The organism is Rhodoblastus acidophilus, from assembly GCF_009720655.1.
In the GTDB taxonomy this organism is placed as follows: domain Bacteria; phylum Pseudomonadota; class Alphaproteobacteria; order Rhizobiales; family Beijerinckiaceae; genus Rhodoblastus; species Rhodoblastus acidophilus_A.
In genome coordinates this window covers 68,849-93,219 of record NZ_WNKS01000011.1, presented here as the reverse complement: position 1 = coordinate 93,219, position 24,371 = coordinate 68,849, and the positions used below count along the sequence as shown (strand labels likewise).

Below are 24,371 nucleotides of genomic sequence, written 5' to 3'. Positions count from 1 at the left end.
GTCAGTCCTCGACAATGAACCGGGGCGGGTTCAGCTCATCAAACCCCTCGGGCCCGAATACGGCGCTGAGTTCGCCGTCGAGCGGCAGCAGGGCGAAACGCCAGCGCCGCGCCAAAATCTCGGGCGCGGACAGCGCGGCGCTGAAAAAATCCTCGCGGGTCATCGCGCCAAAGTTTTCCGGCGCCGGCGCCTCGCCCCAAAACAGCGCGCAGGCGCGCCGGGCGAATTCGGTTGGGTCCGCCGCGCCCGCAAGACGCGCGGCCAGTCCGAAAACGGCGCCTTCCTTCCCCGTGGCCGCGCGCGTTTCGCACAGGACCAGCCAGTCCGGAGCGGCAATCGCCGCATCGGCTTGAAAAATCAGGTGCTTGCCAACTTTGCGGCCGGCGCCGGCGGACAGAACGATTTCCGGTCCGTCCTTGGCGGCGAAAGGATCGTCCTCCGCCTCCGCGCAGGAGTCCTGCATGACGTCGAGCAAGCGGCGCAAGGTGGACGCCGTGAGCAATTGAAAAATGCCTTCCGGCTTGCCGGCGCTCATCGCTGTCCTCGCCTTCAAACCGGGCGGAATAAAACGCTTTCCGGGTTAGTGGAGGCGTCCGGCGCCGTCAAGCACGGCCCTTCCGCGAATTTACGGAGAAGCCCTTGACCGTTGCGCCCGCCTGTCATAGTAAATCTCCTCTATTCAGGAGAATGGAACGCGTGAACCTCCTTGTCGTAAACAAAGCGCCAGAAACAGGCCGGGTGTGACCCGGTATCCTGAAGCTGGCGCTTGATCCGGGTCCCGAAAGGGGCCTTTTTTATTTTCTGCGACGATGGGCCAAGGCGACGGGCAGCGGGCCAAGAGAAAAAGGTGGAACGGAAGATGTCGAAGATCATGACCGGCGCCGAAATGGTGGTGCAAGCCCTGCAAGACCAGGGGGTGACGCATTTGTTCGGTTACCCCGGCGGCGCGGTCCTTCCGATCTATGACGCTTTGTTCCATCAGGACAAGGTCCAGCACGTGCTGGTGCGCCACGAGCAGGGCGCGGCCCATGCGGCGGAAGGTTTTGCGCGATCGACCGGAAAAGTCGGCGCCGTGCTGGTGACCTCCGGCCCCGGCGCCACCAACGCCATCACCGGCCTCACCGACGCGCTGATGGACTCCATTCCCGTGGTCTGCATCACCGGCCAGGTGCCGACGCATTTGATCGGCTCCGACGCGTTCCAGGAATGCGACACGGTGGGTCTGACCCGCCACTGCACCAAGCACAATTACCTGGTGCGCCGCATCGAGGATTTGCCGCGCATCCTGCACGAAGCCTTTTATATCGCCCGTTCCGGCCGTCCCGGCCCGGTCGTGATCGACATCCCCAAGGACGTGCAATTCGCCAGCGGCCCCTATGCGCCGCCCAAGAACGCCCAGCACAAGACCTATCATCCGCGCGTGAAAGCCGACATCGGCAAGATCAAGCAGGCCGTGGCGATGATGGCCAAGGCGAAGAAGCCGATCCTTTACACCGGCGGCGGCGTGGTCAACGCCGGCCCCACGGCCTCGACCTTGTTGCGCGAACTGGTGCAGCTGACCAATTTCCCCATCACCTCAACGCTGATGGGCTTGGGCGCCTATCCCGGCTCCGGCCCGAACTGGCTGGGCATGCTCGGCATGCACGGCTCCTACGAGGCCAACAACGCCATGCATGACTGCGACCTGATGGTCTGCGTCGGCGCGCGCTTTGACGACCGCATCACCGGCCGCCTCGACGCCTTTTCCCCGGGCTCGAAAAAGATCCACATCGACATCGACCCCTCCTCGATCAACAAGAACGTGATGGTGGACCTCGCCGTCGTCGGCGACTGCGCCCATGTGCTCGAGGACATCGTGCGCCTGTGGCGCGCGGAAGCGCACCAGACCGACCCGAAGGCCCTCAAGGCGTGGTGGGCGCAGATCGACAAGTGGCGCGCGCGGAAAAGCTTTGGCTACAAGAAATCCGACACGACCATCAAGCCGCAATATGCGGTGGAGCGGCTCTACGAGCTGACCAAGGATCGCAAGACCTACATCACCACGGAAGTCGGCCAGCACCAGATGTGGGCGGCGCAGCACTACAAGTTCGAGGAGCCGAACCGCTGGATGACCTCTGGCGGCCTGGGCACCATGGGCTATGGCCTGCCCGCCGCGATCGGCACGCAGCTCGCCCATCCCGACGCGCTGGTGATCGACATCGCTGGCGAAGCCTCGATCCTGATGAACATCCAGGAGCTTTCGACCGCCAAGCAGTTTTTGGCGCCGGTCAAAATCTTCATCCTCAACAACGAATACATGGGGATGGTGCGCCAGTGGCAGGAACTGCTGCACGGCGGGCGCTATTCCTCGTCCTATTCGGAGGCCCTGCCCGACTTCGTCAAGCTGGCGGAAGCCTACGGCATGAAGGGCATTCGCTGCTCCGACCCGAAAAACCTCGACGCGGCGATCCAGGAGATGATCGACCATCCCGGCGCGGTGATCTTCGATTGCCTGGTGGACAAGGCGGAAAACTGCCTGCCGATGATCCCGTCGGGCAAGGCCCACAACGACATGATCCTGCCCGATTTCGAGGAAGACCTCGGCAAGGTCATCGACGACAAGGGCAAGATGCTGGTGTGATTTGTTTTTGCAACGCGACCGGTCTCCGGTCGCGCTCCCGCCATCCCGCCGTCCTTGCGAGCGGAGCGAAGCAATCCAGACAACGCCCGTCGCAAGCTGGATTGCTTCGGAGCTCACGCTCCTCGCAATGACGGAGACTGCAACAACGGACCTCTCCCATGAACGCCCAGGCCGCCCTTTCACCCTACTCCTCCTCCGCCGGCAAGACCGCGCGCCATGAAACCCACGTCCTGTCCGTCCTCGTCGACAACGAACCCGGCGTTCTCGCCCGCGTCGTCGGCCTGTTTTCCGGACGCGGCTACAACATCGAAAGCCTGACGGTGGCCGAGGTCGCCCACCTTCAGGGCCTTTCGCGGATCACGGTCGTCACCTCCGGCGCGCCCGAGACCATCGAGCAAATCTCCCACCAGCTCGAACGCATCGTTCCCATCCACAAGGTGACGGACCTCAGCCTCGACAACGCCTTCGTTCAGCGCGAACTGGCGATGATCAAGGTGCGCGGCAAGGGCGAAAGCCGCACGGAAGCGCTACGCCTCGCCGAAGCGTTTCGCGCCCGCGTGATCGACGCCACCACCGAAAGCTTTATCTTCGAACTGACCGGCGCGCCGAAGAAGATCGACGATTTCGTCGAGCTGATGCGGCCGATCGGTCTGGTGGAGGTGTCACGCACCGGCGTCGCCGCGATCACCCGCGGCCCCCTGACGATGTGAGAAAGGCGTTGACTCTATCTCGGGTCAACACCGAACCGGCCGCCCACGCGGCCGGTTTTTTACGAGCCCGTTTCGGAATCGATCCAGGGGTTCAGCAGACGGCATCCGCTCGTTTCGAAATCACGAGTGTTGCGCGTGACAACCGTGAGGCCGTGAACCAGCGCCGTCGCCGCGATCAGGGCGTCACGTTCGGATTGCCGATCAGGAACATGCAGCCGCGCGCAGGCGCGGGCGACGGCGAGATCGACCGGGAGCACGCGCCCGACGAAACGCGGCAGCACCCGCTCTTCGAGCCAGGAGCGCAAGACCTTTCCCTGCTCGGCGTCCCGGCGCTCCACGGACAGCACGCCCATTTCCAGTTCCAAAACGCTGACCGCGGACAGGAAAACCTCGGCCGAGGCGACGGACGCCGCCCAGGCCAAGACCTTTGGATCAGCGCGCTCGGGGCGACGCAACTCTGACACCACATTGGTGTCGAGCACATACATCAGCTCAAATCCGCGTCGCGGGTGATCCGGTCCAGTTTCGGCGGCGTGAAGTCGAAATCGGCCACGCCGGGCTGCGCCAAAGCCTCCGCCAGGGTTTCCGCGCCACCCGTCAGGCGGCGATATTCCTCGATCGACAGCAGGACATGCGCGGGCCGTCCGCGATCGGTGATGAGCACGGGACCGTCTTGCGCGGCCTTTTTGGCGCGGCCGACATCCTGGTTGAATTCACGGCTGGTGATCGTGGTGACGCTCATGCGGTCTCCATGTAGCAACATTACTACATGAGCCCGCCCCCAGCAAGCCGCCCTACCCCCGCTTCAAATCGGGATGCACGGTCTTGTCGATGATGTGCATGTCCCGGCCGATGACATGCTCCGTCGATCCCACGATCAGCGGGTCCGGGGCGTGGATGATCGACAAATCCTTGTTCGGATAGGGCAAGGACCACAGGAAATGGGTCATGCAATTGAGCCGCGCCCGCTTCTTGTCGTCGGACTTGACGATGGTCCAGGGGGCGTCCGCCGTGTCCGTGTAGAAGAACATGGCTTCCTTGGCTTCGGTATAGTCGTCCCACTTGCCGAGCGAGGCGAGATCGATGGGCGACAGTTTCCACTGCTTCAGCGGATCATCCTTGCGGGCCTCGAAACGCCGGCGCTGCTCCTCGCGCGACACCGAAAACCAATATTTGAACAGCCGGACGCCGGAACGCGCCAGCATGCGCTCGACTTCAGGGCATTGCCGCATGAATTCGAGATATTCGGTGGGGGTGCAAAAGCCCATGACGCGCTCGACGCCGGCGCGGTTGTACCAGGAGCGGTCGAACAGGCAGATTTCGCCGCCCGAAGGCAATTGCGAAATATAGCGCTGGAAGAACCATTGCGTGCGCTCGCGCTCGGTCGGCTTTTGCAGGGCGACGACGCGCGCGGTGCGCGGGTTCATATGCTCCATGAAGCGTTTGATCGTGCCGCCCTTGCCGGCGGCGTCGCGGCCCTCAAACAGCATGACGATCTTTTCGCCGCTGCTCTCGACCCAGCGCTGCGCCTTGAGCAATTCCTGCTGCAATTTCAGCATGTGCTCTTCGTAAGGCGCGGTGCGCATGTGCTGCGCGTAAGGATATTCGCCGCTCTCGAACACGCGGCGGATCGCGGCGGGATCATGGCGCATCTGCGCGAGGCGATGATGCGGTTCGTCGGCGGCCGGCGTGTGCGTCTTGAAGGTCGGCGGCGCGGGGGGCGTGAAGGCCGGCGGCGCGGTTTTGGCGGCGGCGCCGGCGGCCGGGGCGGCCTGCTTCTTATCGGTGGCGGGTTTGGGAGCGGCGGGCGGCGGCGGGACGGTTTCGTTCACGCGCAAATCCTCTTTATGCGCCGGGCGGGCCGCCCGAGCCTGTCAACGCGTCACATTACCGCAATAAACTTGCGCGGGCTATGATCCCCGCGCAACCTCATGCCATGAAATGTCAGGCGGCCCCGGCCTTCAGCAATTTATAGTCAATGGCGTCGAGCAGGGCCTGGAACGAGGCGTCGATCAGGTTGGCGGAGACCCCGACCGTCGACCAGACCTCGCCATCCCTGTCGCCGAACTCGACGAGCACGCGAGTGACGGCGTCGGCGCCGCCCTGAAACACGCGCACGCGGAAATCACGCAGTTCGATATCCTCGATGAACTGCTGGTATTTGCCCAGGTCCTTGCACAAGGCGAGGTAAAGCGCGTGGACGGGGCCATTGCCCTCGGCGGCGGAAATCAGGCTCTGGCCATCGACATTGACCCGCACAGTGGCTTCGGAAAACGTTTCCAGCTCGCCTTGCGCATTGTGGCGGCGCTCGACATCGACACGAAAACGCTCGACCTCGAAATAGTTCGGAACGTGCCCCAGAATGCGGCGCGCCAACAATTCGAAGGAGGCGTCGGCGCCCTCATAGGCATAGCCCTGCGCCTCCTTTTCCTTCACCGTGTTGAGCAGCCGGTTTACGCGGGGGTCGTCCTTGCCGACGGTCACGCCCAGACGCTCCAGCTCCGCCAGAATATTGGACTTGCCGGCCTGATCCGACACCAGCACGCGGCGCTGGTTGCCGGTGCTTTCCGGCGTGACGTGCTCGTAGGTGCGCGGGTCCTTTAGAACGGCCGAGGCGTGGATGCCGGCCTTGGTGGCGAAGGCGGAGGCGCCGACATAGGGGGCGTGGCGATCCGGCGCGCGGTTCAGCAGTTCGTCCAGCGTATGCGAAAGCTTGGTCAGACCGCGCAACGAGTCCAGCGACACGCCGATCTCATAGGCGTCGGCCATTTCCTTCTTCAAGAGCAGGGTCGGGATGATCGAGCAGAGATTGGCGTTGCCGCAGCGTTCGCCCAAACCGTTGAGCGCGCCGTGAATCTGCCGCGCGCCGCCGCGCAGCGCGGCAAACGAGTTCGCCACCGCCTGCTCGGTGTCGTTGTGGGCGTGGATGCCGAGGTTCGCCCCTGGCACTTTTTCCGACACTTTTCGAACAATCGCCTCGACCTCGTGCGGCAGCGTGCCGCCATTGGTGTCGCACAGCACGACCCAGCGCGCGCCGGCTTTATACGCAACCTCGGCGCATTGCAGGGCATAGTCGGGATTGTCTTTAAAACCGTCGAAAAAATGCTCGCAGTCGATGATCACTTCGCGGCCGGCCTTCACCGCCGCCTTGACGCTGTCCTCAATCCCTTCGAGATTTTCCTCTAAGGTGCAGCCGAGCGCGACATGGACCTGATAGTCCCAAGCTTTGGCGACAAAGGTGATGGCGCCAGCGGCGGAATCGAGCAGCGCGGCGACGCCGGGATCGTTGGCGACCGAGCGCCCTGCCCTTTTGGTCATGCCGAAGGCGGTGAACTGGGCTTTTCGCGTCTGCTTCGTCTTGAAGAACTCGGTGTCGAGCGGATTGGCGCCGGGGTAGCCGCCTTCGACATAATCAAGGCCGAGGGCGTCGAGCAGGCCGGCGATCTGCTTCTTGTCGTCGAGCGAAAAATCGACGCCCGTGGTCTGGGCGCCATCGCGCAGGGTGGTGTCGAACAGATAGACGCGCTCGCGGCTCATTGTGTCGGTCCCGTCATGGCAGGCAGTTCTTTGGTCATGGTGGTGTTGCCCAAGACCTCCTCGCCGAGGAAGGTCATGTTGCGTCGCTGCGCCACATAGCCGCGACGCGAAAAAAATTTTTCGGCGCTGTCGCTGGCGTCCACGGTCAGCTTTTTGGCGTGGCGCGCGAGGCTGAGTTTTTCGAGAGCGTCGCACAAGGCGCTGGCGACGCCGCGCCGCGAAAAATTCGGGTGCACATAGAGCATGTCCAAAAAGTCCGTCCCTTTGAGCGCGCCAAATCCGGCGAGCGCGCCGTCCGCGAGCGCGACGATGGTGAGTTTTGTCGCGAGTTTTTTGGCGAACTCGGCCTCGTCGTCGGCGAGCGCGCTCCAGGCCTCGACCTGGGCCTCGGAATAGTCCTCGGCTCCTAAAACTTCGACGCTGGCGCGAAACAGCGCGGCGAGCGCGGGCGCGTCAGCCGGCAGCGCGGGCCGCAAGGCGATGGCCATCAGACAAACCCCTTCCAGCGCAGGACGAGATAGACCGCCAGCGCCAGCACGATGATTTTGATGACGATGTAGCCCAGCCAATGCGCGGGGAAAGGCAGGGAGTCGCGCCAGGATTTTTGAGGTTCGGTCATGACGTTCTCAAGCCCATGTGATGGGGGAATTCCTTCTCCCCTTGCGGGAGAAGGTGGCTCGCGCGCAGCGCGAGACGGATGAGGGGGGCTGCGGGGAACGAACCCCTCATCCGGCGCTTCGCACCCCTTCTCCCGCAAGGGGAGAAGGGGCGCCCGTCAGGACGATGGGGTCAGCCCACCTCCCATGTCGTCTCCAACTCGCCGGTCTGCTTGTTCCTCGCGTCCATCAGCTTGATCCCCATGCCGACGAGCACGTCCCGCAGGCGGTCGGATTCGGCGAAATTTTTGGCGCGACGTGCAGCCAAACGTTCCCCGATCAGCTTTTCCACCTCGGCCGCGTCGATGTCGGCCGAAGCCTTCCCGTCCCAGGCGGCAGGATCGTCGTGCAGCAATCCCAAAAGGTTCGCGGCGCGCAACAGCGCGTCGGCGTCGCCCGCCTTCGCCAACTGGTGCAGTTCCGAAATGGCGCCGGGCGTGTTGAGGTCGTCGCAAAGCGCCTCGACAAACGGCTCGGCCAGCGCGCCCGGCGCCGGCTTTTTGTCGCGCAGCAGCGCATACCAGCGTTGCAGGGTTTTTTCCGCCTCCTCCAGCGCCTTCACGGTCCAGTCGATCGGCTGGCGATAATGGCTGCGCAGCATGGCGAGCCGCAAAACGTCGCCCTTCCACGCCCTGCCGCCAAATTTGTCTTCATGCAGCAGTTCATGGATGGTGACGAAATTGCCCAGGCTCTTGGACATTTTCTCGCCTTCGACCTGCAAAAACCCGTTGTGCATCCAGACATTGGCCATCACGTCGTGGCCAAAGGCGCAGCGGGTCTGGGCGATTTCGTTCTCGTGGTGGGGAAAGACGAGGTCGATGCCGCCGCCGTGAATATCAAAGACCTCGCCCAGATGCTTGTGCGACATGGCCGAGCATTCCAAATGCCAACCGGGCCGGCCAAAACCCCAGGGGCTGTCCCAGCCGGGCTCGCCTTCCTTCGACGGCTTCCACAGCACAAAATCCATCTCGCCCTTCTTGTAGGGCGCGACCTCGACGCGGGCGCCGGCGACCATGTCGTCCAGCGAACGGCGCGACAGTTTTCCATAATCCGCCATCGAGGGCACGTCGAACAGCACATGGCCGTCGCTCGCATAGGCATGGCCGTTGTCGATCAGCTTCTGCACGATCGCGATCATCTCGAAAATATGCTCGGTGGCGCGCGGCTGCACGTCCGGCGGCAGGCAGTTCAGATCCGAAACGTCCTGCTGGAAGACGGCGTTGGTCCCCTCGGTCAGCTCGCGGATGGAAACGCCCCGCTCGGCGGCGCGGGCGTTGATCTTGTCGTCGACGTCGGTGATGTTGCGAACATATTTGACATGCTTGCGGCCATAAATCTCGCGCAACAGGCGGTAGAGCACGTCGAAAACGATCAGCGGGCGCGCATTGCCGATATGGGCGAAGTCATAAACCGTGGGGCCGCAGACATAGAGCCGCACCCGCGACGGATCGATCGGCGCGAAATTTTCGCGCTCGCGGGTCAACGTATTGTAAAGTTTCAGAACCGCGGCCATAGGTCTCCCCTGCTCTGGCCGGGCGTCGATCTCGCAAGTTTTGAGGAGACATGACGGCGCCAGCCAGCTTTGCAGCTAGCTGATAATCGAAATCCGGCAAAGAATTTTCGACGGCGTCATCCCGCGACCATGCGGTTTTACACGCGCCGCGTCAAGGGCGTGGGCTTGCTTCCGGTCAAGCGAGGTTTAGATTCGACGCAACGCCGGAGCCCTCATGCACGACCACGCCCATGACCACGACGACCACCACCACCACCATGATCACGACCACCACCATGGCCACGTCCACGCTCCCAAAAATTTCGGCAAAGCCTTTGCCATCGGCATCGGTCTGAACAGCGCCTTCGTGCTCATCGAGGCCGGTTTCGGCTTTTTCGCCAATTCCATGTCGCTGCTCGCCGACGCCGGGCACAATCTCGGCGACGTGCTCGGCCTCGCCGTCGCCTGGGTGGCGAGCGAACTGGTGAAGAAAGCGCCAAGCCCCCGCTTCACCTATGGTTTTCGCGGCTCGTCCATCCTCGCCGCCCTGTTCAACGCCGTGTTCCTGCTGGTCGCCGTCGGCGCCATCGCCTGGGAGGCCGTCTGGCGGCTCGGCGCGCCCCAACCGGTCGCCGGCGGTGTGGTGATGGCGGTGGCCGCCGCCGGCATTGTCGTCAACGGTTTTACCGCATGGCTGTTCGCCTCGGGCGGCAAGGACGACATCAACCTGCGCGGCGCCTTCCTGCACATGGCGTCGGACGCGCTGGTCTCCGCCGGCGTGGTGGCGGTCGGCCTGGCCATCGCGCTGACCGGGGCCCTGTGGCTCGACCCGGTGGTAAGCCTTGTGATCAGTGGCCTGATCATCTGGGGAACCTGGCGGCTGCTGACGGAATCCTTGAGCATGTCGCTCGCCGCGGTGCCACCGCGCATCGATCCGTCACAGGTGCGCGAATTTCTGGCGGCGAAGCCGGGCGTGACCGCGCTGCACGACCTGCACATCTGGCCGATGAGCACGACCCATGTCGCCCTCACCTGCCATCTGGTGATGCCGACGGGCCATCCCGGCGACGTCTTCCTGCACGATCTCGCGGAAGAGCTGGCGAAAAAATTCGGGATCGACCATCCGACCGTGCAGATCGAGGTCGACCCGTCGCGCGCCTGCGCCCTGGCGCCCGACGAAGTGGTTTAGCGCGACATGCTGACTTCAACGCGGGCGACATCGCCGCCGCTGGGGGCGAGGCTCAAGGACAGGCCGCGACCCGTGGCGCGAAGCGCCACCGAGGCGACAAAAGTTCCGCCGTCGACCCGGCCGCTGAACGTGCCGTCGCTGACGCGTCCGCTGATGGCGCCGGTCACGCCCCGCGTGGCTTCCGACCAGCTGCCGCTCACCGCGCCCCCGTCGGCGCGCACGCTCGACGTGATGCTGAACTTGTAGCTGTCGCTGGCGCAGGTGATGGTCTGCGACATCGCCCGGCCGCCCTCGCCGACGCCGGCGCGGGCGCGGCAGGAAATGCGCTCGCGGTGGCCGTCGGACCCGATCACCTGGCCGCCGCCGTGGAAACTCCCGGCAAAAGCCCCGAATGGCCCGGCGCCTTTCGCCTCCGCGGGCTCCGCCTGCGCCGGGGCCGCGCAGGCGAGCGCGAGCGCCGCGGCCGCAAATGTCCTGGCCAGATGCATCTTGAGTGGCATATCGCTCTCTCCCTTGCAAAAACGGGTCAAATGGCGAGGCGCCGACGACGCCCCAGCCGCATCAGCGCGGCGACCGTCGGACGCAGGATCAGCAGGTCGGCGACCAGGGCCGCGATCATGGCGAAGGCGCTCAGCCAGCCAAACAATCGTAACAGCGGAAGGTTGGAGAAGGCCAGAGCCTCCAGGCCGCAAGCCAGCACGAAGGCGGTCAGAATCAGCGCCGGACCGATCAGGACGGTGGAGCGGGCCACCGCGCGCGTCGGGTCCGCATTGGGCTCGTCCTCGCGCTGCATGCGGTTGATGAAATGAATGGTCGCGGAGAGCCCCAGGCCGAAGGACACGATCAGGGCGATCACGCTGGCGAATTGCAGGCCGTCGCCCAAATAGCGCAACAGCGCGCCGGCGACGAAGACCGGAAACACGCCGGCCGGCACGCAGGCGAGCGCCACGGGCAGCGAGCGGAAGGCGAGCCCGATGAAGGCCGCGACAAAGGCGAATTCGATGGTCAGCCCGCGATTGAGTTTGCCGATCATCTCGGCGCTGTTGCGCGCGGCGATCACCGAAAGGCCGGTGGGCTGGATCGTGTAGCCGGGATTTTTGGCGCGCACCGCGTCGAGCCTTGCGTTCAATTGCTCGACAATGGGCAGCAGGTTGCCGGCGTCCTTGTCGGGCACGCGCCCGGAAATCAGCGCGGATTGACGATCCGGGGTGACGAAACGCCCGACCAGGAAAGCCGGGAGCATGTCGACATATTGTTCGAGCGTGGCGACATCGCTCTGCCCGAGTTTTTCCGCCAGCCAGCGGCGCAGGGTTTCGACCGACCAGACGTTGGCGACGCCCTCCTGAGACTCCATGGCGCTGTGGACCTCGCCCAGCACGGCCAGCGTTTCCGGCGTGTAAAGGCCGGCGCCCCTGGGGAATTCGACGAAAACGTCAATCGGATTGGCGCCGTTCAGCTTGGCGTCGAGGCGCTGGCTGGCCTCGACCACATGCTCCTGATCGGGGGTCAGGTCGGCGAGGCGGTAGCGCGGCGACAGGCCGGCATAGACAAAGCCCAGCGCGACCACGACGACAAGGCCGATCAGCGCATAGGCGCCGGGCCGGCGCAGCATGCGCTCGGCGACGAAGCCGCAAAAACTCCGCAAAGCCTGGACGCCGAAGTCGCGGCCGGCCGCCGGCAACACGTCGCGGCGCGGGGCGATCAGCACGCCGAGCGCCGGAATCAGCGTGAGCACGACGATGAGCGCGATCAGGATCGACAGCGCGCCGGCATGGCCGAAGGCGCGAATCATGTCAGAATCCGAGAAGAACAGCCCGACCATGGAGAGCCCGGCCGCCGCATGGGTGAGCACGCAGGCCGGCCCGACGATGCGCAGGGCGGCGGCGAAAGCTTCCTGGCGCGTCTCCCCCGCGATGATCCGGTCGCGGGCCGCAAAGGTCATCTGCATGCTGTCGGAAAAACTGATGACCATGATCAGCGGGGTCATCACGTTCAGGAACATGTTGAGCTGGAAGCCAAGCCAGCCCAGCGCGCCGAGGGAAAACAGAATGGCGGCGAGCGGCGGCGCCGCCGCGATGATCATGAAGGAGACGCGGCGGAAGAACAGGATGGCGATCAGGCATCCGGCGGCCAGGCCCAGCGCATTGTAAACGATGCGGTCGCGCTCCAGCGCCTTGCGGATTTCGAGCTGCATCACCGGCACGCCGGACAATTGCGCGGAGACCGGCGCGCCCGAAAGGTCCTCATCCAGCGTTCGCCTGATCTCGTCGATGACGGGCCCGAGCCGCCGGCCATCGACGATTTCGGGCTCCAGCGACAGCACGACCAGGGCGAAGTCGCCGTTTTCGGAGAGCAGACGCCCGCGAATGAGTTCGTTTTGCAGAACCTGTTTGACGAGGGCCTGATAAGCCTCGCCCTCGGGCAGCGGATCGGGGAACAGCGGCGTGGGCAAGCCGCCATTCAGCGCCGGCTGGCGCGCCGAAAACATCGAGATCACCCCGCGCGCGCCTTCGACCAATTGCATGTCGGTGACCGCCGCACGCAATTTTTCGACGACGCCGCGCGCCAGGACATCGCCCTCGACCACGACGAGAACGTCATATTCGGACGAGGGGAATTTTTTCGAAATCTGCTCGAACTGGCGGAACTCGGCGGAATCGTTACGAAACAGCTGGCTCAGGGAATCGTCGATGGCGATGCGCATGACGCCAAACACGGCGACAATGGCAAGCAAGGCGGCGACGATGACGGTGATGATGGGCGCGCGCAATCCGAGCAGCCCGATTCGTTCAAGTCCGAGCGCGATCGCCCGCTGTTTGTCATCGGAATTCGGCACGACGGCAGTCCATTGAACAATTCATGTCCGGCTGAGCAGGAACGCGCGGCTCACCGCAGGGTTGCTAAAAACTGAACCGACGCACTCAAACCGCGAAACGTGAAATCATCATTAACGCTTGGCAGTAGAAGAAAATCACCGGCTTTTGTCAACGGACCGCTTGAGCGCGGCATTGGCGAAAACGCGGCATTGACCTAACGTCATTCAACCATTTTTGTTGCGTCCGTCGCATCGTCAAGACAAGTTTCAGCGGCGATCACGGCAGCCGAGCGGGGCGCCGCCAAGTTTAACGGAACATCAACCATGAGCCGCATCGTCTATTTGCTGAACGGCCCCAATCTCAACCTGCTCGGCAAGCGCCAGCCGGAGATCTACGGCCACGAGACGCTCGCAGACGTCGAACGCGACTGCCGCGCGCTCTGCGCCGAACTGAAGCTCGACCTGCGTTTTTTCCAGAGCAATCGCGAATATGAGCTGATCGACTGGATTCACGAGGCGCGCGGCGCAGCCGGCGGCATTGTCATCAATCCCGCGGCCTTCACCCACACCTCTGTCGCCCTGCTCGACGCGCTCAACGCCTTTGACGGCCCGGTGATCGAGGTCCATATTTCGAATGTCCACAAGCGCGAGTCGTTTCGCCATCACTCCTATGTGTCGCTGCGCGCCGAAGGCGTGATCGCCGGCTGCGGCGTGCAGGGCTACCAGCTCGCGCTGCGCCGCATCGCCGCGCTCATCGACAAGCCTTAACCGTTCTCGACCGTCACCGGCGCGTGATAGAAGGAAATATCAGGCGCGACGCCATAGACCTGCGTCACCGTCTCGCGCCAGGCGTCGGTATAAAGCCGGTCGGCGGCGGCGCGGTCGGCCCAGAAATAGACCGCGCCGGCCGTCAGCCCGTCCTCGGACAGCAGATAGGTTTTGCGCAGCAAACCCTCGCGCCCCCGGTATTTTGGCGCCGTGCCCTCGAACTTGGCCTTGGCCTCGTCGAGCGTCATTGGTTTGGACAGCGCGAATTTCACATGCGTTACGATCACGGTCTGCTCCTCAAAACGCGCCCTTGGCCCCATCGCTCAACAGGCTCCGCATCACCGTTTTCACCCGCAAGGCCTCGTCGCGCAAAGGGGCCGGCAAAGGTTTGCCGCCGTGGATCAGGAGGTCCATGTTGAGCGTGTAGATCCACAATTTGCCTGAACCGTCCTCCAGCAAGGCGACGCGGCAGGGCAGAAAGGCGGAAAACGCCTCGGAATAATCGATCATGTGCGCGGCGGTGAGCGGATTGCAATAGAGATAGATCTTCAGCTTGCGCCAGGGCTTGCCGTCCATGGCGGCGACCTGGTCGCCGAGCGGCAGGGCGCCGACATCCCTGATGTTCGCCGAGGCGGCCAGCGAGCCGATCGCCTGGTCGACATCGTCAAAACTCAAGCCCTCCTTGACCTGGGCTTTCCACACGGCGGCCTCGGCGGGATTGCCGGTCTCCAGAAAAATCCTCGCGGCGGCCGACCAGGTTTTCCCCGCGCCGGGATCAAGCTCGGCAAGCAACGCGCGCGCCTTGATGAAAGCCGCCAGGCCGGCGGCCAGGGCCAGGGCGCCGACCAGCGCCAACGCATTGGTGATGACCCGCATGTCCGCTCCCATTTGATGCGCTCTTTGCGGCGCGGCCGGCTTCAACGCCTGACCCAAGATACATTCATTCATCACGATACTGCAATACACGCGCCTCATCCGGCTGGCCGCCGGAGCTCGGGCTCCCTACATGTCCAGGGCCGCCACGCTGAAGGAGCTGTCATGCCGCATCGCCCGTTCGAGAGGAAAGCCGTGGCTGTGCCGAGTTCGCGGCTGTCGCGGCTGTCCAGGCTCGGCGGCCTCGCCTCCTCCATCGCCGGCGCCGTCGCCGCCGATGCGGCGCGCCGTCTCGCCCGCGGCGAGCGTCCGCGCATGGAGGATTTGCTGCTCACGCCCGCCAATGCGCGCAAGCTCGCCGACGAACTGGCGCGGATGCGCGGCGCGGCGATGAAGGTAGGGCAGCTCATTTCCATGGACGCGGGCGACCTGCTGCCGCCGGAGATGGCGGATATCCTCGCCCGCCTGCGCGCCGAGGCCCATCACATGCCCTGGGTGCAATTGCGCCGCGTGCTGAACCAGGCCTGGGGCGCCGGCTGGCGCGAAAAATTCGCCGAATTCGACATACACCCGATCGCCGCCGCCTCGATCGGCCAGGTCCACCGGGCGCGCGACCATGACGGCCGCGCCCTCGCGATCAAGGTGCAATATCCCGGCGTGCGCGCCAGCATTGATTCGGACGTCAACAATGTCGCCACGCTGATCCGCATCGCCGGGCTGGTCCCGAAAACGGTGGAGATCGCGCCGATGATCGCCGAGGCCAAGCGCCAGCTGCACGAAGAGGCGGATTACCAATGCGAGGGCGCCCGCCTCAAGGAATTCGGCGCGCTGCTCGCCGACAGCCCCGACTTTTGCGTCCCCGCGCTCCACCAGGATTTGACGCGCCACAACGTGCTGGCGATGGACTTTGTCGCGGGCGGTCCGATCGACGATCTCGAAATGGCGCCCCAAGCCGAACGCGACCGGGCGATGACGCTGCTGATTGGCCTGCTGTTCCGCGAGCTGTTCGAATTCCGGCTGATGCAGACCGACCCCAATTTCGCCAATTACCGCTATGCGCCGGAAAATGGCCGGATCGTCCTGCTCGATTTCGGCGCCACGCGCGCGTTCGACGAAGATTTCGTCGCGCTCTACCGGCGCCTGTTGCGCTCGGGCGTGGAGGGCGACCGCGCCGGCATGCGCGACGCCGCGCGCACCATCGGTTTTCTCGCGCCCGATGCGCCCGAGGGGCTGGAGCGGGCCCTGCTCGACATGTTCGACCTGTCGATCGAACCCCTGCGGCAGGACGCGCCGTTCGACTTCGGCGCGTCGGACCTGGCGGCGCGGCTGCGCGACGCTGGCATGGCGCTGGCGGCGCATCGCGAGCACTTCACCCTGCCGCCAATGGATGCCTTGTTCCTGCAACGCAAGTTCGGCGGCATCTATTTGCTGGCGACGCGGATGCGGGCGCGCGTCGCCTTGCGCGGGCTGCTCGTCCCCCACCTGTGACCGCGCGCTTGCGAAGGGATAGGGGCGCGCGGAGCCTCGATCCGAGACCCCGACATGGCCTGCATTTGCGCGCCATCAGTGCGCGCGTCTGGTCCGTCGTCAGACCGGACAAGGACCGGTCCGTGAACATATTCAGCGCCGCCGCCGTCTGGTCGGCGCGAGAGGCGACATCCGTCAGGGTCCGCGCCGTCGCGTTCATCTTGCTCGTCTCGCACCCACGGCGGCGACGACCTCGCCGATCAGGCCCTCCTCACCGACGGGCGACGGCGTTCGTGCTGGCGCTTGCAGCGCGCCTCCTCCCCGAAGACGCGGGCGATGCAATCCATGATTGCGCCGGCTAAGCAGGATTTCCGAAAAGTGGCCACCGGTTTTCGGATGAAAATCCTGCGAAAACAAAGGAACCTAAGCAAACATTCGTTGGGCGACCAACGAATGTTTGCTTAGACGACAGCCAGCGGTTTTTCCATCACCGCCAGCACCCTGTGCAAATCCGGCCCGCGCTTGAGGATCAGCCCGGTCTGCGCCACCACCGAATAGGCCCCCTGCTTGCGCGCGAGCTTCGGCTCCTTGACGACGCGGTAATAAGCCGCCTCGCCGGTTCGCCGGAAAATCGAGAAAATCGCCCGCTGCGGGGAAAAATCCATGGCGTAATCGCGCCAGATCCCCTGCGCCACCATGCGGCCGTAAAGGTTCAGGATCGCCTGCAACTCGCGCCGATCAAACCCGACCGTCGCGGCCTCGGGCGGCGACAGCCGGACAAACTGGCAAATGGGCTCGGTCTGCTCCTGATCCACTCGGCCGCCTGAACTTTCGACGACAAAAGGATGAACCGCTTTGGCCCGTCATGCAAGGGTTGAAATCCGCCAGCAAAGCCCGATATGTGCGGCCGGAGAACTCCAGTCCAAGCATACGAGGAGAAGATGACGGACGAGACCTTAGCCCCCGCCGAAAAGCACGTCTTTCAGGCCGATGTCGCCCGCCTGCTGCACCTGATGGTGCATTCGATCTATTCCGAACGCGACATCTTTTTGCGCGAACTGATTTCGAATGCGGCCGACGCCTGCGAAAAACTGCGCTACGAAGCCAACACGACCCCGTCGCTCACCGAGGACGGCGCCGCCTTCTCCATCCAGGTCGCGCTCGACCCCGATGCCGGAACGCTCAGCGTCATCGACAACGGCGTGGGCATGAACCACGACGAACTCAATTCGGCGCTCGGAACCATCGCCAATTCGGGCACCCGCGCCTTCCTTGAAAAGATGAAGGCCGCCGAAAATTCCCCCGGCGCCGCCGAGCTGATCGGCCAGTTCGGCATCGGTTTTTACTCCGCCTTCATGGTCGCCGATCGCGTCGTCGTCGACACCCGCCGGGCCGGCGAAGCTCATGCCTGGCGCTGGACCTCCGACGGCAAGGGGGATTACGAGATTTCGCCCCTGGCGCTCGAAGAGGCGCCCGCGCGCGGCTCCCGCGTCGTCTTGCACCTGAATGCGGACTCAAAGGAAGAGTATTTAAGACCCTATAAGATCGAGCGGCTGATTGCCGAACATTCCAGCGCCGTGGCGACGCCGATCGACCTGATCGAAAAACCCGGCGAGGAGCCGCGCCGCATCGGCGAGGGCGCCGCGCTCTGGGCGAAAAACAAGTCGGAGATCACCCCCGAACAATACAAGGATTTCTATCAAAACCTTTCGGGGCAGTTCGACGACCCCGCCCTGACCATCCATTGGCGGGCGGAAGGCCGCGCCGAATATACGGTTCTGGCCTTCGTTCCGGGCTCGCGTCCTTTCGACCTGTTCGACCCCTCTCGAAAAGGCAAGGCCAAGCTCTATTCGCGGCGCGTGCTGATTTCCAAGGACGCCGACCTGCTGCCGGGCTACCTGCGCTTCATCCGCCTTGTCGTGGATTCCCCCGACCTGCCGCTGAACGTGTCGCGCGAACTGGTGCAGCAGAACCAGGTTTACGCGGCGATTAAAAAAGGCGTGGCCAACCGCCTGTTGCAGGAACTGACGAAACTCGCGGACAACGAGCCGGAAAAATTCGCCGACGTCTGGAAGCATTTCGGCCCGGTCCTGAAGGAGGGCCTGTACGAAGACCCCGAGCGCCGCGATCCCCTGCTCAAAATGGCCCGGTTCGTCACCACCGCCAACCCGGAAGGCGGCCGCTCGCTCGCCGATTATGTCGCCAACCTGCGCCCCAACCAGACCGCGATTTACTACATCGCCGGCGACGGCGCCGAACGCGTCGCCGCCAGCCCGCAACTCGAAGGTTTTCGCGCACGCGGCGTGGAAGTCCTGCTGCTCAGCGATCCCGTGGACGCCTTCTGGGTGCAGAACGCGGTCGGCTTCGACGGAAAGCCGTTCAAGTCGATCACGCAAGGGTCAGCCGACATCAAGAACATCGATCTTGTCGACGAGACCCAGAAAAAGGACGAGAATCCGGCGGCCACGGCCAAATTCGTCGCCGCCGCCAAGGGGGTTTTGGAGAGCGTGGTCGAGGACGTCCGCGTCTCCGACCGCCTTTCGGAAAGCCCCGCCTGCCTGATCGCGCCCGATTTCGGCCTCGATCTGCGCTTGCAGCAGATTTTGGCTTCGGCCGGCCAGGCGCCGGAAAAGGCCAAGCCGGTGCTGGAGATCAATCCGACCCACCCGCTGGTGGTGGCGCTTGAGGAAAAGACCGGCGACAAGGCCCTGTTCGAGGATGCGGTCTGGCTGCTGTTCGACGAGGCGCGGCTGATGGACGGCGAGCAGCCGCATGACGCCAGCGCTTTCGCGGCGCGCCTGATCCGCGTGCTCGGCAAAGCGGCGGGGGCGTGACGCGCCCGCCCCCGCCCTCGGCCCACTGACGTCATGCCCGGGCTTGTCCCGGGCATCCACGCCGGCCCGCCAGGGAAAATTTTGTAACCGTTCGCAAGGCGGCGCCGCGTGGAAGGCCGACCAGATCAAATGACCGCAAATTTCGCGCCCGCCTTCGCCGCCGATGACACCGTTTCGACCGCCCGCCGCCGGCTCGCGCGCGCGCTGGCGACGGCCGGCAAGGAGCCGGCGGATTTGGAGGCGCGCATCCTTCTGGAGACGGCGACCGGCCTCGCCGCGCTCGCCCTGCTCACCCGCGGCGACGAAACGCTGGGCGCCGCCGCCGAAACGCTCGAAAAATTCGCCGCGCGTCGCCTCGCGGGCGAACCGGTCAACCGAATCACCGGAACAACCAATTTCTTCGGCCTCGATCTCACGGTCGCGCCAAATGTGCTCGACCCGCGCGCCGACACCGAAATTCTGGTTGAAACCGCGCTGGAGCTGATGGCCCGCAAGGGATTTCAAAACCCGCGCATCCTCGACCTCGGCGTCGGCTCCGGCGCCATTTTATGCGCGCTGCTGGATTCGCGCCCCGACGCCTTCGGAATCGGCGTCGACCTGTCGCCCCACGCTTGCGCGGCCACGCAAGCCAATCTGGCGCGGTGCGGCCTAACGTCGCGTGGGACAGTGATTCGCGGCGACTGGACGGCCGCGCTGTCGGGCCGGTTCGACCTGATCGTCTCCAATCCTCCGTATATCCGCCATGCGGAAATCGCAGAGCTGGACCCCGAGGTGCGCGACCACGATCCGCGACTGGCGCTCGACGGCGGGCCGGACGGCCTCGCCCCCTATCGCCTGCTTTCTGTGGAGCTCGCACGCCTTTTGCGTCCCGGCGGCGTCGCCTGTCTCGAAATCGGCTGGCTCCAGGGCGCCGAAGTCTCCGCGCTGTTTCGCGCCAAAAGTCTTGCGCAGGTTTCCTGCCGGCGGGATCACGGCGGACGCGACCGCGTCATTGCGATCGAAAGTTGAGGCGTGAACCTGTCCGGCGGAACCATCGCGCGGTCTACGGATTTATCGCTTCGTCAATTGAAATTGCACTTTGCGCTTGGCTTGACGAGAGAAAACGTCTAGTCTGCCTTCAAGCAAATACCAAGTTGCGTTGACGTATCGCGACGACCTCGACCCCGGCAAGGCGTTGGTTCCCAACCATCCGGGTGTCGCTCAGCGTTAAAAGCGCGATCCGAGCAACGTGGTGTTTTCTGCTGGCTCCCTCAAAGGAAATACTTGTAGGAAAGCGGCTTGCGGCATCGTCCGCAACCATTGCCGATCAGGCGGAAGCTGAATTGCAATCTCGACCCTCCGCCTGGAGCAGCGCGCGAGCAGAAGCCGCTGTGAGATCATGGAGTCCCGAATCGACAAAGCGATTCGCCTGGCTTCAGCCCATTCGCAACGGCGCGGCTCCCGCACGTCGCGGATTTACTCAGGGACTGTAGATGAGACCTGGTCAGAACAAGCGTATGCGTGGACGCAACAACCGCAAGGGTCCGAATCCGCTGACGCGGACTTACGAGTCGAACGGACCGGACGTGAAGATCCGCGGCACCGCCCAGCATATCACCGAAAAATACCTTCAACTCGCCCGTGACGCGCAATCGTCCGGCGACATCGTCGTCGCGGAGAATTACCTCCAGCACGCGGAGCATTATTATCGGATCATCGCGACCGCCCAGGCGGCGCAGGCCCAGAGCCAGCTGGGCTTCGGTCGCGCCGATGAGGTCGACGAGTCCGAGGACGACGACGATTTCGTCGCCATGCATGATCGTTTCGCCTCGCCGTTCGAGCGCAACCCGCCGGCCGTCATTCCGGGACAGAATGGGAATGGCCCGCAGATGGGCATGGGCCAGCAGCCTTACCTGGAGCGTCCCGCCTTCAGCGGCGAATTTATGGACAGGCCGCAGAACGCCGAGCGCCAGGATCGCGGAGAACGCCAAGATCGCGGCGAGAGGCAGGATCGCGGCGAGAGGCAGGATCGCGGCGAGAGGCAGGACCGCCCGGAGAGGCAGGATCGCCCGGAGCGGCAGGACCGCCCGCATCGCAACGACCGCCGTTTCGGCGCCCAGGGCGAACGCCAGAACGATCGCGGGGACCGCAACACCCAGCCGGGTCGCAACCGTTTCCGTGACCAGCCCCGTTTCGAGCCGGCGCCCGAAAATCGCGAACAGCCCGATGTCGACTTCAGCGCCATGAGCGCGCTGCCGGCCTTCATCACCGCTCCGATGCGGCCCGTGGCCCCCGCGCCGGTCGTGAGCGAGGAGCAGCCGAGGACGGAGCCGGCCTTCCCGCCGCGCGCCGAACCCGCGCCGCAACCCGTCGCGGAGGCTCCGCCGCCGCCGCCCGCCGAGGCTCCTCAAGCCGCCGCCGAAGCGCCGCAGGATGAAGAAGGACGTTTCCATTTGCGTCCACGCCGCCGCCGCCGCACCCGCGCCGATGAAGCGGCCGAGGCGGCCGAGGCGCCCCCCGCCACCGAAACGCCCGAGCCCAGCTCGGCGGAATGATCTGACGGCGCCCCGCGGGGCGCCGTTGTTTTTTGCAACTTTGCTTCAGCGCCCCTTCCCGGCGCCGCTTTGGCCTCCCATATCAGCTTCGAGGATGCCCGACGGGGTCCGAATCTGACGCCGCCTTTCCGCCAAGAGGGGTTTTGCGGCGAGCAAGGAGGTTGTGATGAATCTTGAGAAATATACGGATCGCGCACGCGGTTTCGTGCAATCGGCCCAGTCTCTCGCCGTGCGCGAGGGCCACCAGCAATTTTCCCCGCTGCATGTCTTGAAGGTGCTGCTCGATGACGAGCAGGGCCTGTCCGCCGGACTGATCGACCGCTCCGGCGGCCGTTCGCGCGACGCGTTGCAGCAAACCGAACTGGGCCTGTCCAAAATGCCGCGCGTCGAAGGCGCCGGCGCCGGGCAGCTTTATCTCGCCCCAGCCACGGCGCGCCTGTTCGACAGCGCCGAAAAGATCGCGCAAAAGGCCGGCGATTCCTTCGTCACCGTCGAGCGTCTGCTGCTCGCGCTCACCATGGATTCCTCCAGCGACGCCGGCAAGATTCTGGCCGCCGCCGGTGTGACCGCCCAGGCGCTCAACAAGGCGATCGAAGACCTGCGCAAGGGACGCACGGCCGATTCCGCCTCCGCCGAAAACGCCTATGACGCCCTGAAGAAATACGCCCGCGACCTCACCGAAGCCGCGCGCGAAGGCAAGCTCGACCCGGTGATCGGCCGTGACGAGGAGATTCGCCGCACGATTCAGGTCCTGTCGCGCCGCACCAAGAACAACCCCGTCCTCATTGGCGAGCCCGGCGTCGGCAAGACGGCCATCGTCGAAGGCCTCGCTTTGCGCATCGTCAACGGCGACGTGCCGGAATCGCTGCGCGACAAGGCCCTGCTGGCGCTGGACATGGGCGCGCTGATCGCCGGCGCGAAATATCGCGGCGAGTTCGAGGAGCGGCTCAAGGCCGTGCTCAACGAGGTCACGGCGGCCGAGGGCGGCATCATCCTGTTCATCGACGAAATGCACACGCTGGTCGGCGCGGGCAAGGCGGATGGCGCCATGGACGCCTCCAACCTGCTGAAACCCGCGCTCGCGCGCGGCGAACTGCATTGCGTCGGCGCGACCACGCTCGATGAATATCGCAAGCATGTCGAGAAGGACGCGGCTCTGGCGCGGCGCTTCCAGCCGGTGTTCGTCAGCGAGCCCACGGTCGAGGACACCGTGTCGATCCTGCGCGGCTTGAAGGAGAAATACGAAGTTCATCACGGCGTGCGCATCGCCGACGCCGCGCTGGTCGCGGCCGCGACCCTGTCGAACCGCTACATCGCCGACCGTTTTTTGCCGGACAAGGCCATCGACCTCGTCGACGAAGCGGCGTCGCGCCTGCGCATGCAGGTAGACTCGAAGCCCGAAGAACTCGATGAACTCGACCGCCGCATCATCCAGTTGAAGATCGAGCAGGAGGCCCTGAAAAAGGAGACTGACCAGGCCTCGCGCGACCGTCTCGGAAAACTGGAGGCGGAGCTTGCCGATCTCGAAGAAAAATCCTCGGCGCTGACCACCCGCTGGCGGGCGGAAAAGGACAAGCTCGGCGCGGCGCAAAAACTCAAGGAGCAGCTTGACGCCGCCCGCAACGATCTGGCGACGGCGCAGAGGCGCGGCGATTATTCCGAGGCCGGACGCCTGACCTATGGCGTGATCCCGGACCTGGAGCACAAACTCGCCGAGACCGAAGAGAAGGGCGCGGCGCTGGTCAACGAGGCCGTAACCCCCGACGCGATCGCGCAGGTGGTGTCGCGCTGGACCGGCGTGCCCGTCGACAAGATGCTGGAGGGCGAGCGGGCGAAACTCCTCAAGATGGAGGAGGCGCTGGCCAAGCGCGTGGTCGGCCAGCACGAGGCCGTGGTCGCGGTGGCGACCGCCGTCCGGCGCGCCCGCGCAGGCTTGCAGGATCCTCACCGCCCCATCGGCTCCTTCATGTTCCTGGGGCCGACCGGCGTCGGCAAGACCGAGCTGACCAAAGCCTTGGCGAACTTCCTGTTCGACGATGATACCGCCATGGTGCGCCTCGACATGTCGGAATATATGGAGAAGCACTCCGTCAGCCGGCTGATCGGCGCGCCTCCCGGCTATGTCGGCTATGAGGAGGGCGGCGCGCTGACCGAAGCCGTGCGCCGTCGTCCCTATCAGGTCGTCCTGTTCGACGAGATCGAAAAGGCGCATCCGGACGTGTTCAACGTCCTGCTGCAGGTCCTCGACGACGGTCGCCTCACCGACGGCCAGGGCCGCACCGTGGATTTTCGAAATGTGGTGGTCATCATGACCTCCAACCTCGGCTCGGAATTCTTGGTGATGCAGAAGGAGGGCGAGGATTCCAACGTCGTCCACGACGAGGTGATGTCGGTGGTGCGCGGCCATTTCCGCCCCGAATTCCTCAACCGCGTCGACGAGATCATCCTGTTCCACCGCCTGCGGCGTCAGGACATGGGGGCCATTGTCGACATCCAGTTCGGCCGTCTCGGCCGGCTGCTTGAGGATCGCAAGCTCACGCTGAAACTCGCGGACGCCGGCCGCGACTGGCTGGCGGAGAAGGGTTACGATCCCGCCTATGGCGCGCGCCCGCTCAAGCGCGTGATCCAGAAATATGTGCAGGACCCGCTCGCGGAAAAAATCCTCGCGGGCGAGATCGCCGACGGCGAAACCGTGGAGGTTTCCGTGCGCGACGGCCATTTGACGCTGGGCGGGGAGATCGTCCCCTTCCCCGGCGGCGGTTTGGCAAGGCCGCCGTCCGCGGCGCTGAACTGATCCGGAAACATCTGGCGGCGCCCTCGGGCGCCGCTGACTGGCGCCGGCCCTGGTAACCTGGAATTAAGCGCAATCATCGGCG

The 24,371-nt window shown here is 64.6% G+C and carries 22 protein-coding genes; 9 read left to right on the top strand and 13 right to left on the bottom strand.

The window, feature by feature from the left end:
- Position 1: 1 nt before the first annotated feature.
- A complete protein-coding gene (locus tag GJ654_RS12950; protein ID WP_155446569.1) occupies positions 2 to 535 on the bottom strand; it encodes a hypothetical protein in 534 nt (177 codons plus the stop codon).
- A gap of 324 nt (positions 536 to 859) precedes the next feature.
- Between GJ654_RS12950 and GJ654_RS12945 the strand changes: the two genes are divergently transcribed.
- On the top strand, positions 860 to 2,620 hold the full coding sequence (locus tag GJ654_RS12945) for an acetolactate synthase 3 large subunit (RefSeq protein WP_155446568.1): 1,761 nt from the start codon (positions 860 to 862) through the stop codon (positions 2,618 to 2,620).
- Between the two features lie 158 nt (positions 2,621 to 2,778).
- Complete coding sequence (ilvN, locus tag GJ654_RS12940) at positions 2,779 to 3,330, top strand: acetolactate synthase small subunit (protein ID WP_155446567.1); 552 nt, start codon at positions 2,779 to 2,781, stop codon at positions 3,328 to 3,330.
- Between the two features lie 59 nt (positions 3,331 to 3,389).
- Here ilvN and GJ654_RS12935 read toward each other — a convergent pair whose 3' ends face one another.
- From GJ654_RS12935 to cysS, 7 genes are all read right to left on the bottom strand, one after another.
- Positions 3,390 to 3,818, bottom strand: a complete 429-nt coding sequence (locus tag GJ654_RS12935) for a type II toxin-antitoxin system VapC family toxin (protein ID WP_155446566.1) — start codon at positions 3,816 to 3,818, stop codon at positions 3,390 to 3,392.
- A complete protein-coding gene (locus tag GJ654_RS12930; protein WP_155446565.1) occupies positions 3,818 to 4,072 on the bottom strand; it encodes a type II toxin-antitoxin system Phd/YefM family antitoxin in 255 nt (84 codons plus the stop codon). The genes GJ654_RS12935 and GJ654_RS12930 overlap by 1 nt, the downstream gene beginning before the upstream one ends.
- Before the next feature lie 52 nt (positions 4,073 to 4,124).
- Positions 4,125 to 5,162 (bottom strand): polyphosphate kinase 2, encoded by a 1,038-nt coding sequence (ppk2, locus tag GJ654_RS12925; protein ID WP_264586268.1) that lies wholly within the window; start codon positions 5,160 to 5,162, stop codon positions 4,125 to 4,127.
- Positions 5,163 to 5,274: 112 nt separating this feature from the next.
- Positions 5,275 to 6,867 (bottom strand): citramalate synthase, encoded by a 1,593-nt coding sequence (cimA, locus tag GJ654_RS12920; RefSeq protein WP_155446564.1) that lies wholly within the window; start codon positions 6,865 to 6,867, stop codon positions 5,275 to 5,277.
- Complete coding sequence (locus tag GJ654_RS12915) at positions 6,864 to 7,355, bottom strand: GNAT family N-acetyltransferase (protein WP_155446563.1); 492 nt, start codon at positions 7,353 to 7,355, stop codon at positions 6,864 to 6,866. The genes cimA and GJ654_RS12915 overlap by 4 nt, the downstream gene beginning before the upstream one ends.
- Positions 7,355 to 7,486 (bottom strand): hypothetical protein, encoded by a 132-nt coding sequence (locus GJ654_RS21490; RefSeq protein ID WP_264586267.1) that lies wholly within the window; start codon positions 7,484 to 7,486, stop codon positions 7,355 to 7,357. Before GJ654_RS21490 ends, GJ654_RS12915 begins: the two co-directional genes overlap by 1 nt.
- A gap of 170 nt (positions 7,487 to 7,656) precedes the next feature.
- Positions 7,657 to 9,036 carry a cysteine--tRNA ligase gene (gene cysS / locus GJ654_RS12910; protein ID WP_155446562.1) on the bottom strand — a complete coding sequence of 460 codons (1,380 nt, stop codon included), beginning with the start codon at positions 9,034 to 9,036 and terminating at the stop codon, positions 7,657 to 7,659.
- A gap of 214 nt (positions 9,037 to 9,250) precedes the next feature.
- On the opposite strand from cysS, the gene GJ654_RS12905 reads away from it, so the two are divergent.
- A complete protein-coding gene (locus GJ654_RS12905; RefSeq protein WP_155446561.1) occupies positions 9,251 to 10,204 on the top strand; it encodes a cation diffusion facilitator family transporter in 954 nt (317 codons plus the stop codon).
- Here the strand turns inward: GJ654_RS12905 and GJ654_RS12900 are convergent.
- Positions 10,201 to 10,704: a hypothetical protein gene (locus GJ654_RS12900; RefSeq protein WP_155446560.1), complete on the bottom strand. Its 504-nt coding sequence runs from the start codon at positions 10,702 to 10,704 to the stop codon at positions 10,201 to 10,203. The two genes, GJ654_RS12905 and GJ654_RS12900, sit on opposite strands and share 4 nt — an antisense overlap.
- Positions 10,705 to 10,730: 26 nt before the next feature.
- Positions 10,731 to 13,040 (bottom strand): efflux RND transporter permease subunit, encoded by a 2,310-nt coding sequence (locus GJ654_RS12895; RefSeq protein ID WP_264586266.1) that lies wholly within the window; start codon positions 13,038 to 13,040, stop codon positions 10,731 to 10,733.
- Positions 13,041 to 13,343: 303 nt separating this feature from the next.
- On the opposite strand from GJ654_RS12895, the gene aroQ reads away from it, so the two are divergent.
- Entirely contained in the window at positions 13,344 to 13,787 is a 444-nt protein-coding gene (gene aroQ / locus GJ654_RS12890; RefSeq protein WP_155446559.1) for a type II 3-dehydroquinate dehydratase, read from the top strand.
- Here aroQ and GJ654_RS12885 read toward each other — a convergent pair.
- A complete protein-coding gene (locus GJ654_RS12885; RefSeq protein ID WP_264586265.1) occupies positions 13,784 to 14,074 on the bottom strand; it encodes a YdhR family protein in 291 nt (96 codons plus the stop codon). The genes aroQ and GJ654_RS12885 overlap by 4 nt on opposite strands.
- Positions 14,075 to 14,084: 10 nt before the next feature.
- Positions 14,085 to 14,663 (bottom strand): DUF302 domain-containing protein, encoded by a 579-nt coding sequence (locus GJ654_RS12880; RefSeq protein ID WP_155446557.1) that lies wholly within the window; start codon positions 14,661 to 14,663, stop codon positions 14,085 to 14,087.
- Positions 14,664 to 14,825: 162 nt separating this feature from the next.
- On the opposite strand from GJ654_RS12880, the gene GJ654_RS12875 reads away from it, so the two are divergent.
- A complete protein-coding gene (locus GJ654_RS12875; protein ID WP_155446556.1) occupies positions 14,826 to 16,148 on the top strand; it encodes an ABC1 kinase family protein in 1,323 nt (440 codons plus the stop codon).
- A gap of 440 nt (positions 16,149 to 16,588) precedes the next feature.
- Here the strand turns inward: GJ654_RS12875 and GJ654_RS12870 are convergent, their stop codons facing one another.
- A complete protein-coding gene (locus GJ654_RS12870; protein ID WP_425540388.1) occupies positions 16,589 to 16,942 on the bottom strand; it encodes a DUF2794 domain-containing protein in 354 nt (117 codons plus the stop codon).
- A 126-nt stretch (positions 16,943 to 17,068) separates the two neighbouring features.
- Between GJ654_RS12870 and htpG the strand changes: the two genes are divergently transcribed.
- The 4 genes from htpG to clpB all read left to right on the top strand — a co-directional run bounded on the left by htpG (position 17,069) and on the right by clpB (position 24,289).
- Positions 17,069 to 18,961, top strand: coding sequence for a molecular chaperone HtpG (gene htpG, locus GJ654_RS12865; RefSeq protein WP_155446555.1), 1,893 nt, complete (start codon positions 17,069 to 17,071; stop codon positions 18,959 to 18,961).
- Between the two features lie 129 nt (positions 18,962 to 19,090).
- Positions 19,091 to 19,969 (top strand): peptide chain release factor N(5)-glutamine methyltransferase, encoded by an 879-nt coding sequence (gene prmC, locus GJ654_RS12860; RefSeq protein ID WP_155446554.1) that lies wholly within the window; start codon positions 19,091 to 19,093, stop codon positions 19,967 to 19,969.
- Between the two features lie 488 nt (positions 19,970 to 20,457).
- Complete coding sequence (locus tag GJ654_RS12855; protein WP_155446553.1) at positions 20,458 to 21,495, top strand: DUF4167 domain-containing protein; 1,038 nt, start codon at positions 20,458 to 20,460, stop codon at positions 21,493 to 21,495.
- A gap of 166 nt (positions 21,496 to 21,661) precedes the next feature.
- Positions 21,662 to 24,289: an ATP-dependent chaperone ClpB gene (clpB, locus tag GJ654_RS12850; protein WP_155446552.1), complete on the top strand. Its 2,628-nt coding sequence runs from the start codon at positions 21,662 to 21,664 to the stop codon at positions 24,287 to 24,289.
- Positions 24,290 to 24,371: the final 82 nt, after the last annotated feature.

Bases quoted from the DNA above. Each gene is read 5' to 3' on its own strand.
- cysS (WP_155446562.1), bottom strand. From the start codon at position 9,036: ATGGCCGCGGTTCTGAAACTTTACAATACGTTGACCCGCGAGCGCGAA.
- GJ654_RS12935 (WP_155446566.1), bottom strand. From the start codon at position 3,818: ATGTATGTGCTCGACACCAATGTGGTGTCAGAGTTGCGTCGCCCCGAG.
- GJ654_RS21490 (WP_264586267.1), bottom strand. From the start codon at position 7,486: ATGACCGAACCTCAAAAATCCTGGCGCGACTCCCTGCCTTTCCCCGCG.
- GJ654_RS12950 (WP_155446569.1), bottom strand. From the start codon at position 535: ATGAGCGCCGGCAAGCCGGAAGGCATTTTTCAATTGCTCACGGCGTCC.
- GJ654_RS12905 (WP_155446561.1), top strand. From the start codon at position 9,251: ATGCACGACCACGCCCATGACCACGACGACCACCACCACCACCATGAT.
- cimA (WP_155446564.1), bottom strand. From the start codon at position 6,867: ATGAGCCGCGAGCGCGTCTATCTGTTCGACACCACCCTGCGCGATGGC.
- GJ654_RS12915 (WP_155446563.1), bottom strand. From the start codon at position 7,355: ATGGCCATCGCCTTGCGGCCCGCGCTGCCGGCTGACGCGCCCGCGCTC.
- GJ654_RS12855 (WP_155446553.1), top strand. From the start codon at position 20,458: ATGCGTGGACGCAACAACCGCAAGGGTCCGAATCCGCTGACGCGGACT.
- prmC (WP_155446554.1), top strand. From the start codon at position 19,091: ATGACCGCAAATTTCGCGCCCGCCTTCGCCGCCGATGACACCGTTTCG.
- GJ654_RS12875 (WP_155446556.1), top strand. From the start codon at position 14,826: ATGCCGCATCGCCCGTTCGAGAGGAAAGCCGTGGCTGTGCCGAGTTCG.
- aroQ (WP_155446559.1), top strand. From the start codon at position 13,344: ATGAGCCGCATCGTCTATTTGCTGAACGGCCCCAATCTCAACCTGCTC.
- ilvN (WP_155446567.1), top strand. From the start codon at position 2,779: ATGAACGCCCAGGCCGCCCTTTCACCCTACTCCTCCTCCGCCGGCAAG.
- htpG (WP_155446555.1), top strand. From the start codon at position 17,069: ATGACGGACGAGACCTTAGCCCCCGCCGAAAAGCACGTCTTTCAGGCC.
- GJ654_RS12945 (WP_155446568.1), top strand. From the start codon at position 860: ATGTCGAAGATCATGACCGGCGCCGAAATGGTGGTGCAAGCCCTGCAA.
- GJ654_RS12930 (WP_155446565.1), bottom strand. From the start codon at position 4,072: ATGAGCGTCACCACGATCACCAGCCGTGAATTCAACCAGGATGTCGGC.
- clpB (WP_155446552.1), top strand. From the start codon at position 21,662: ATGAATCTTGAGAAATATACGGATCGCGCACGCGGTTTCGTGCAATCG.
- GJ654_RS12900 (WP_155446560.1), bottom strand. From the start codon at position 10,704: ATGCCACTCAAGATGCATCTGGCCAGGACATTTGCGGCCGCGGCGCTC.
- GJ654_RS12880 (WP_155446557.1), bottom strand. From the start codon at position 14,663: ATGCGGGTCATCACCAATGCGTTGGCGCTGGTCGGCGCCCTGGCCCTG.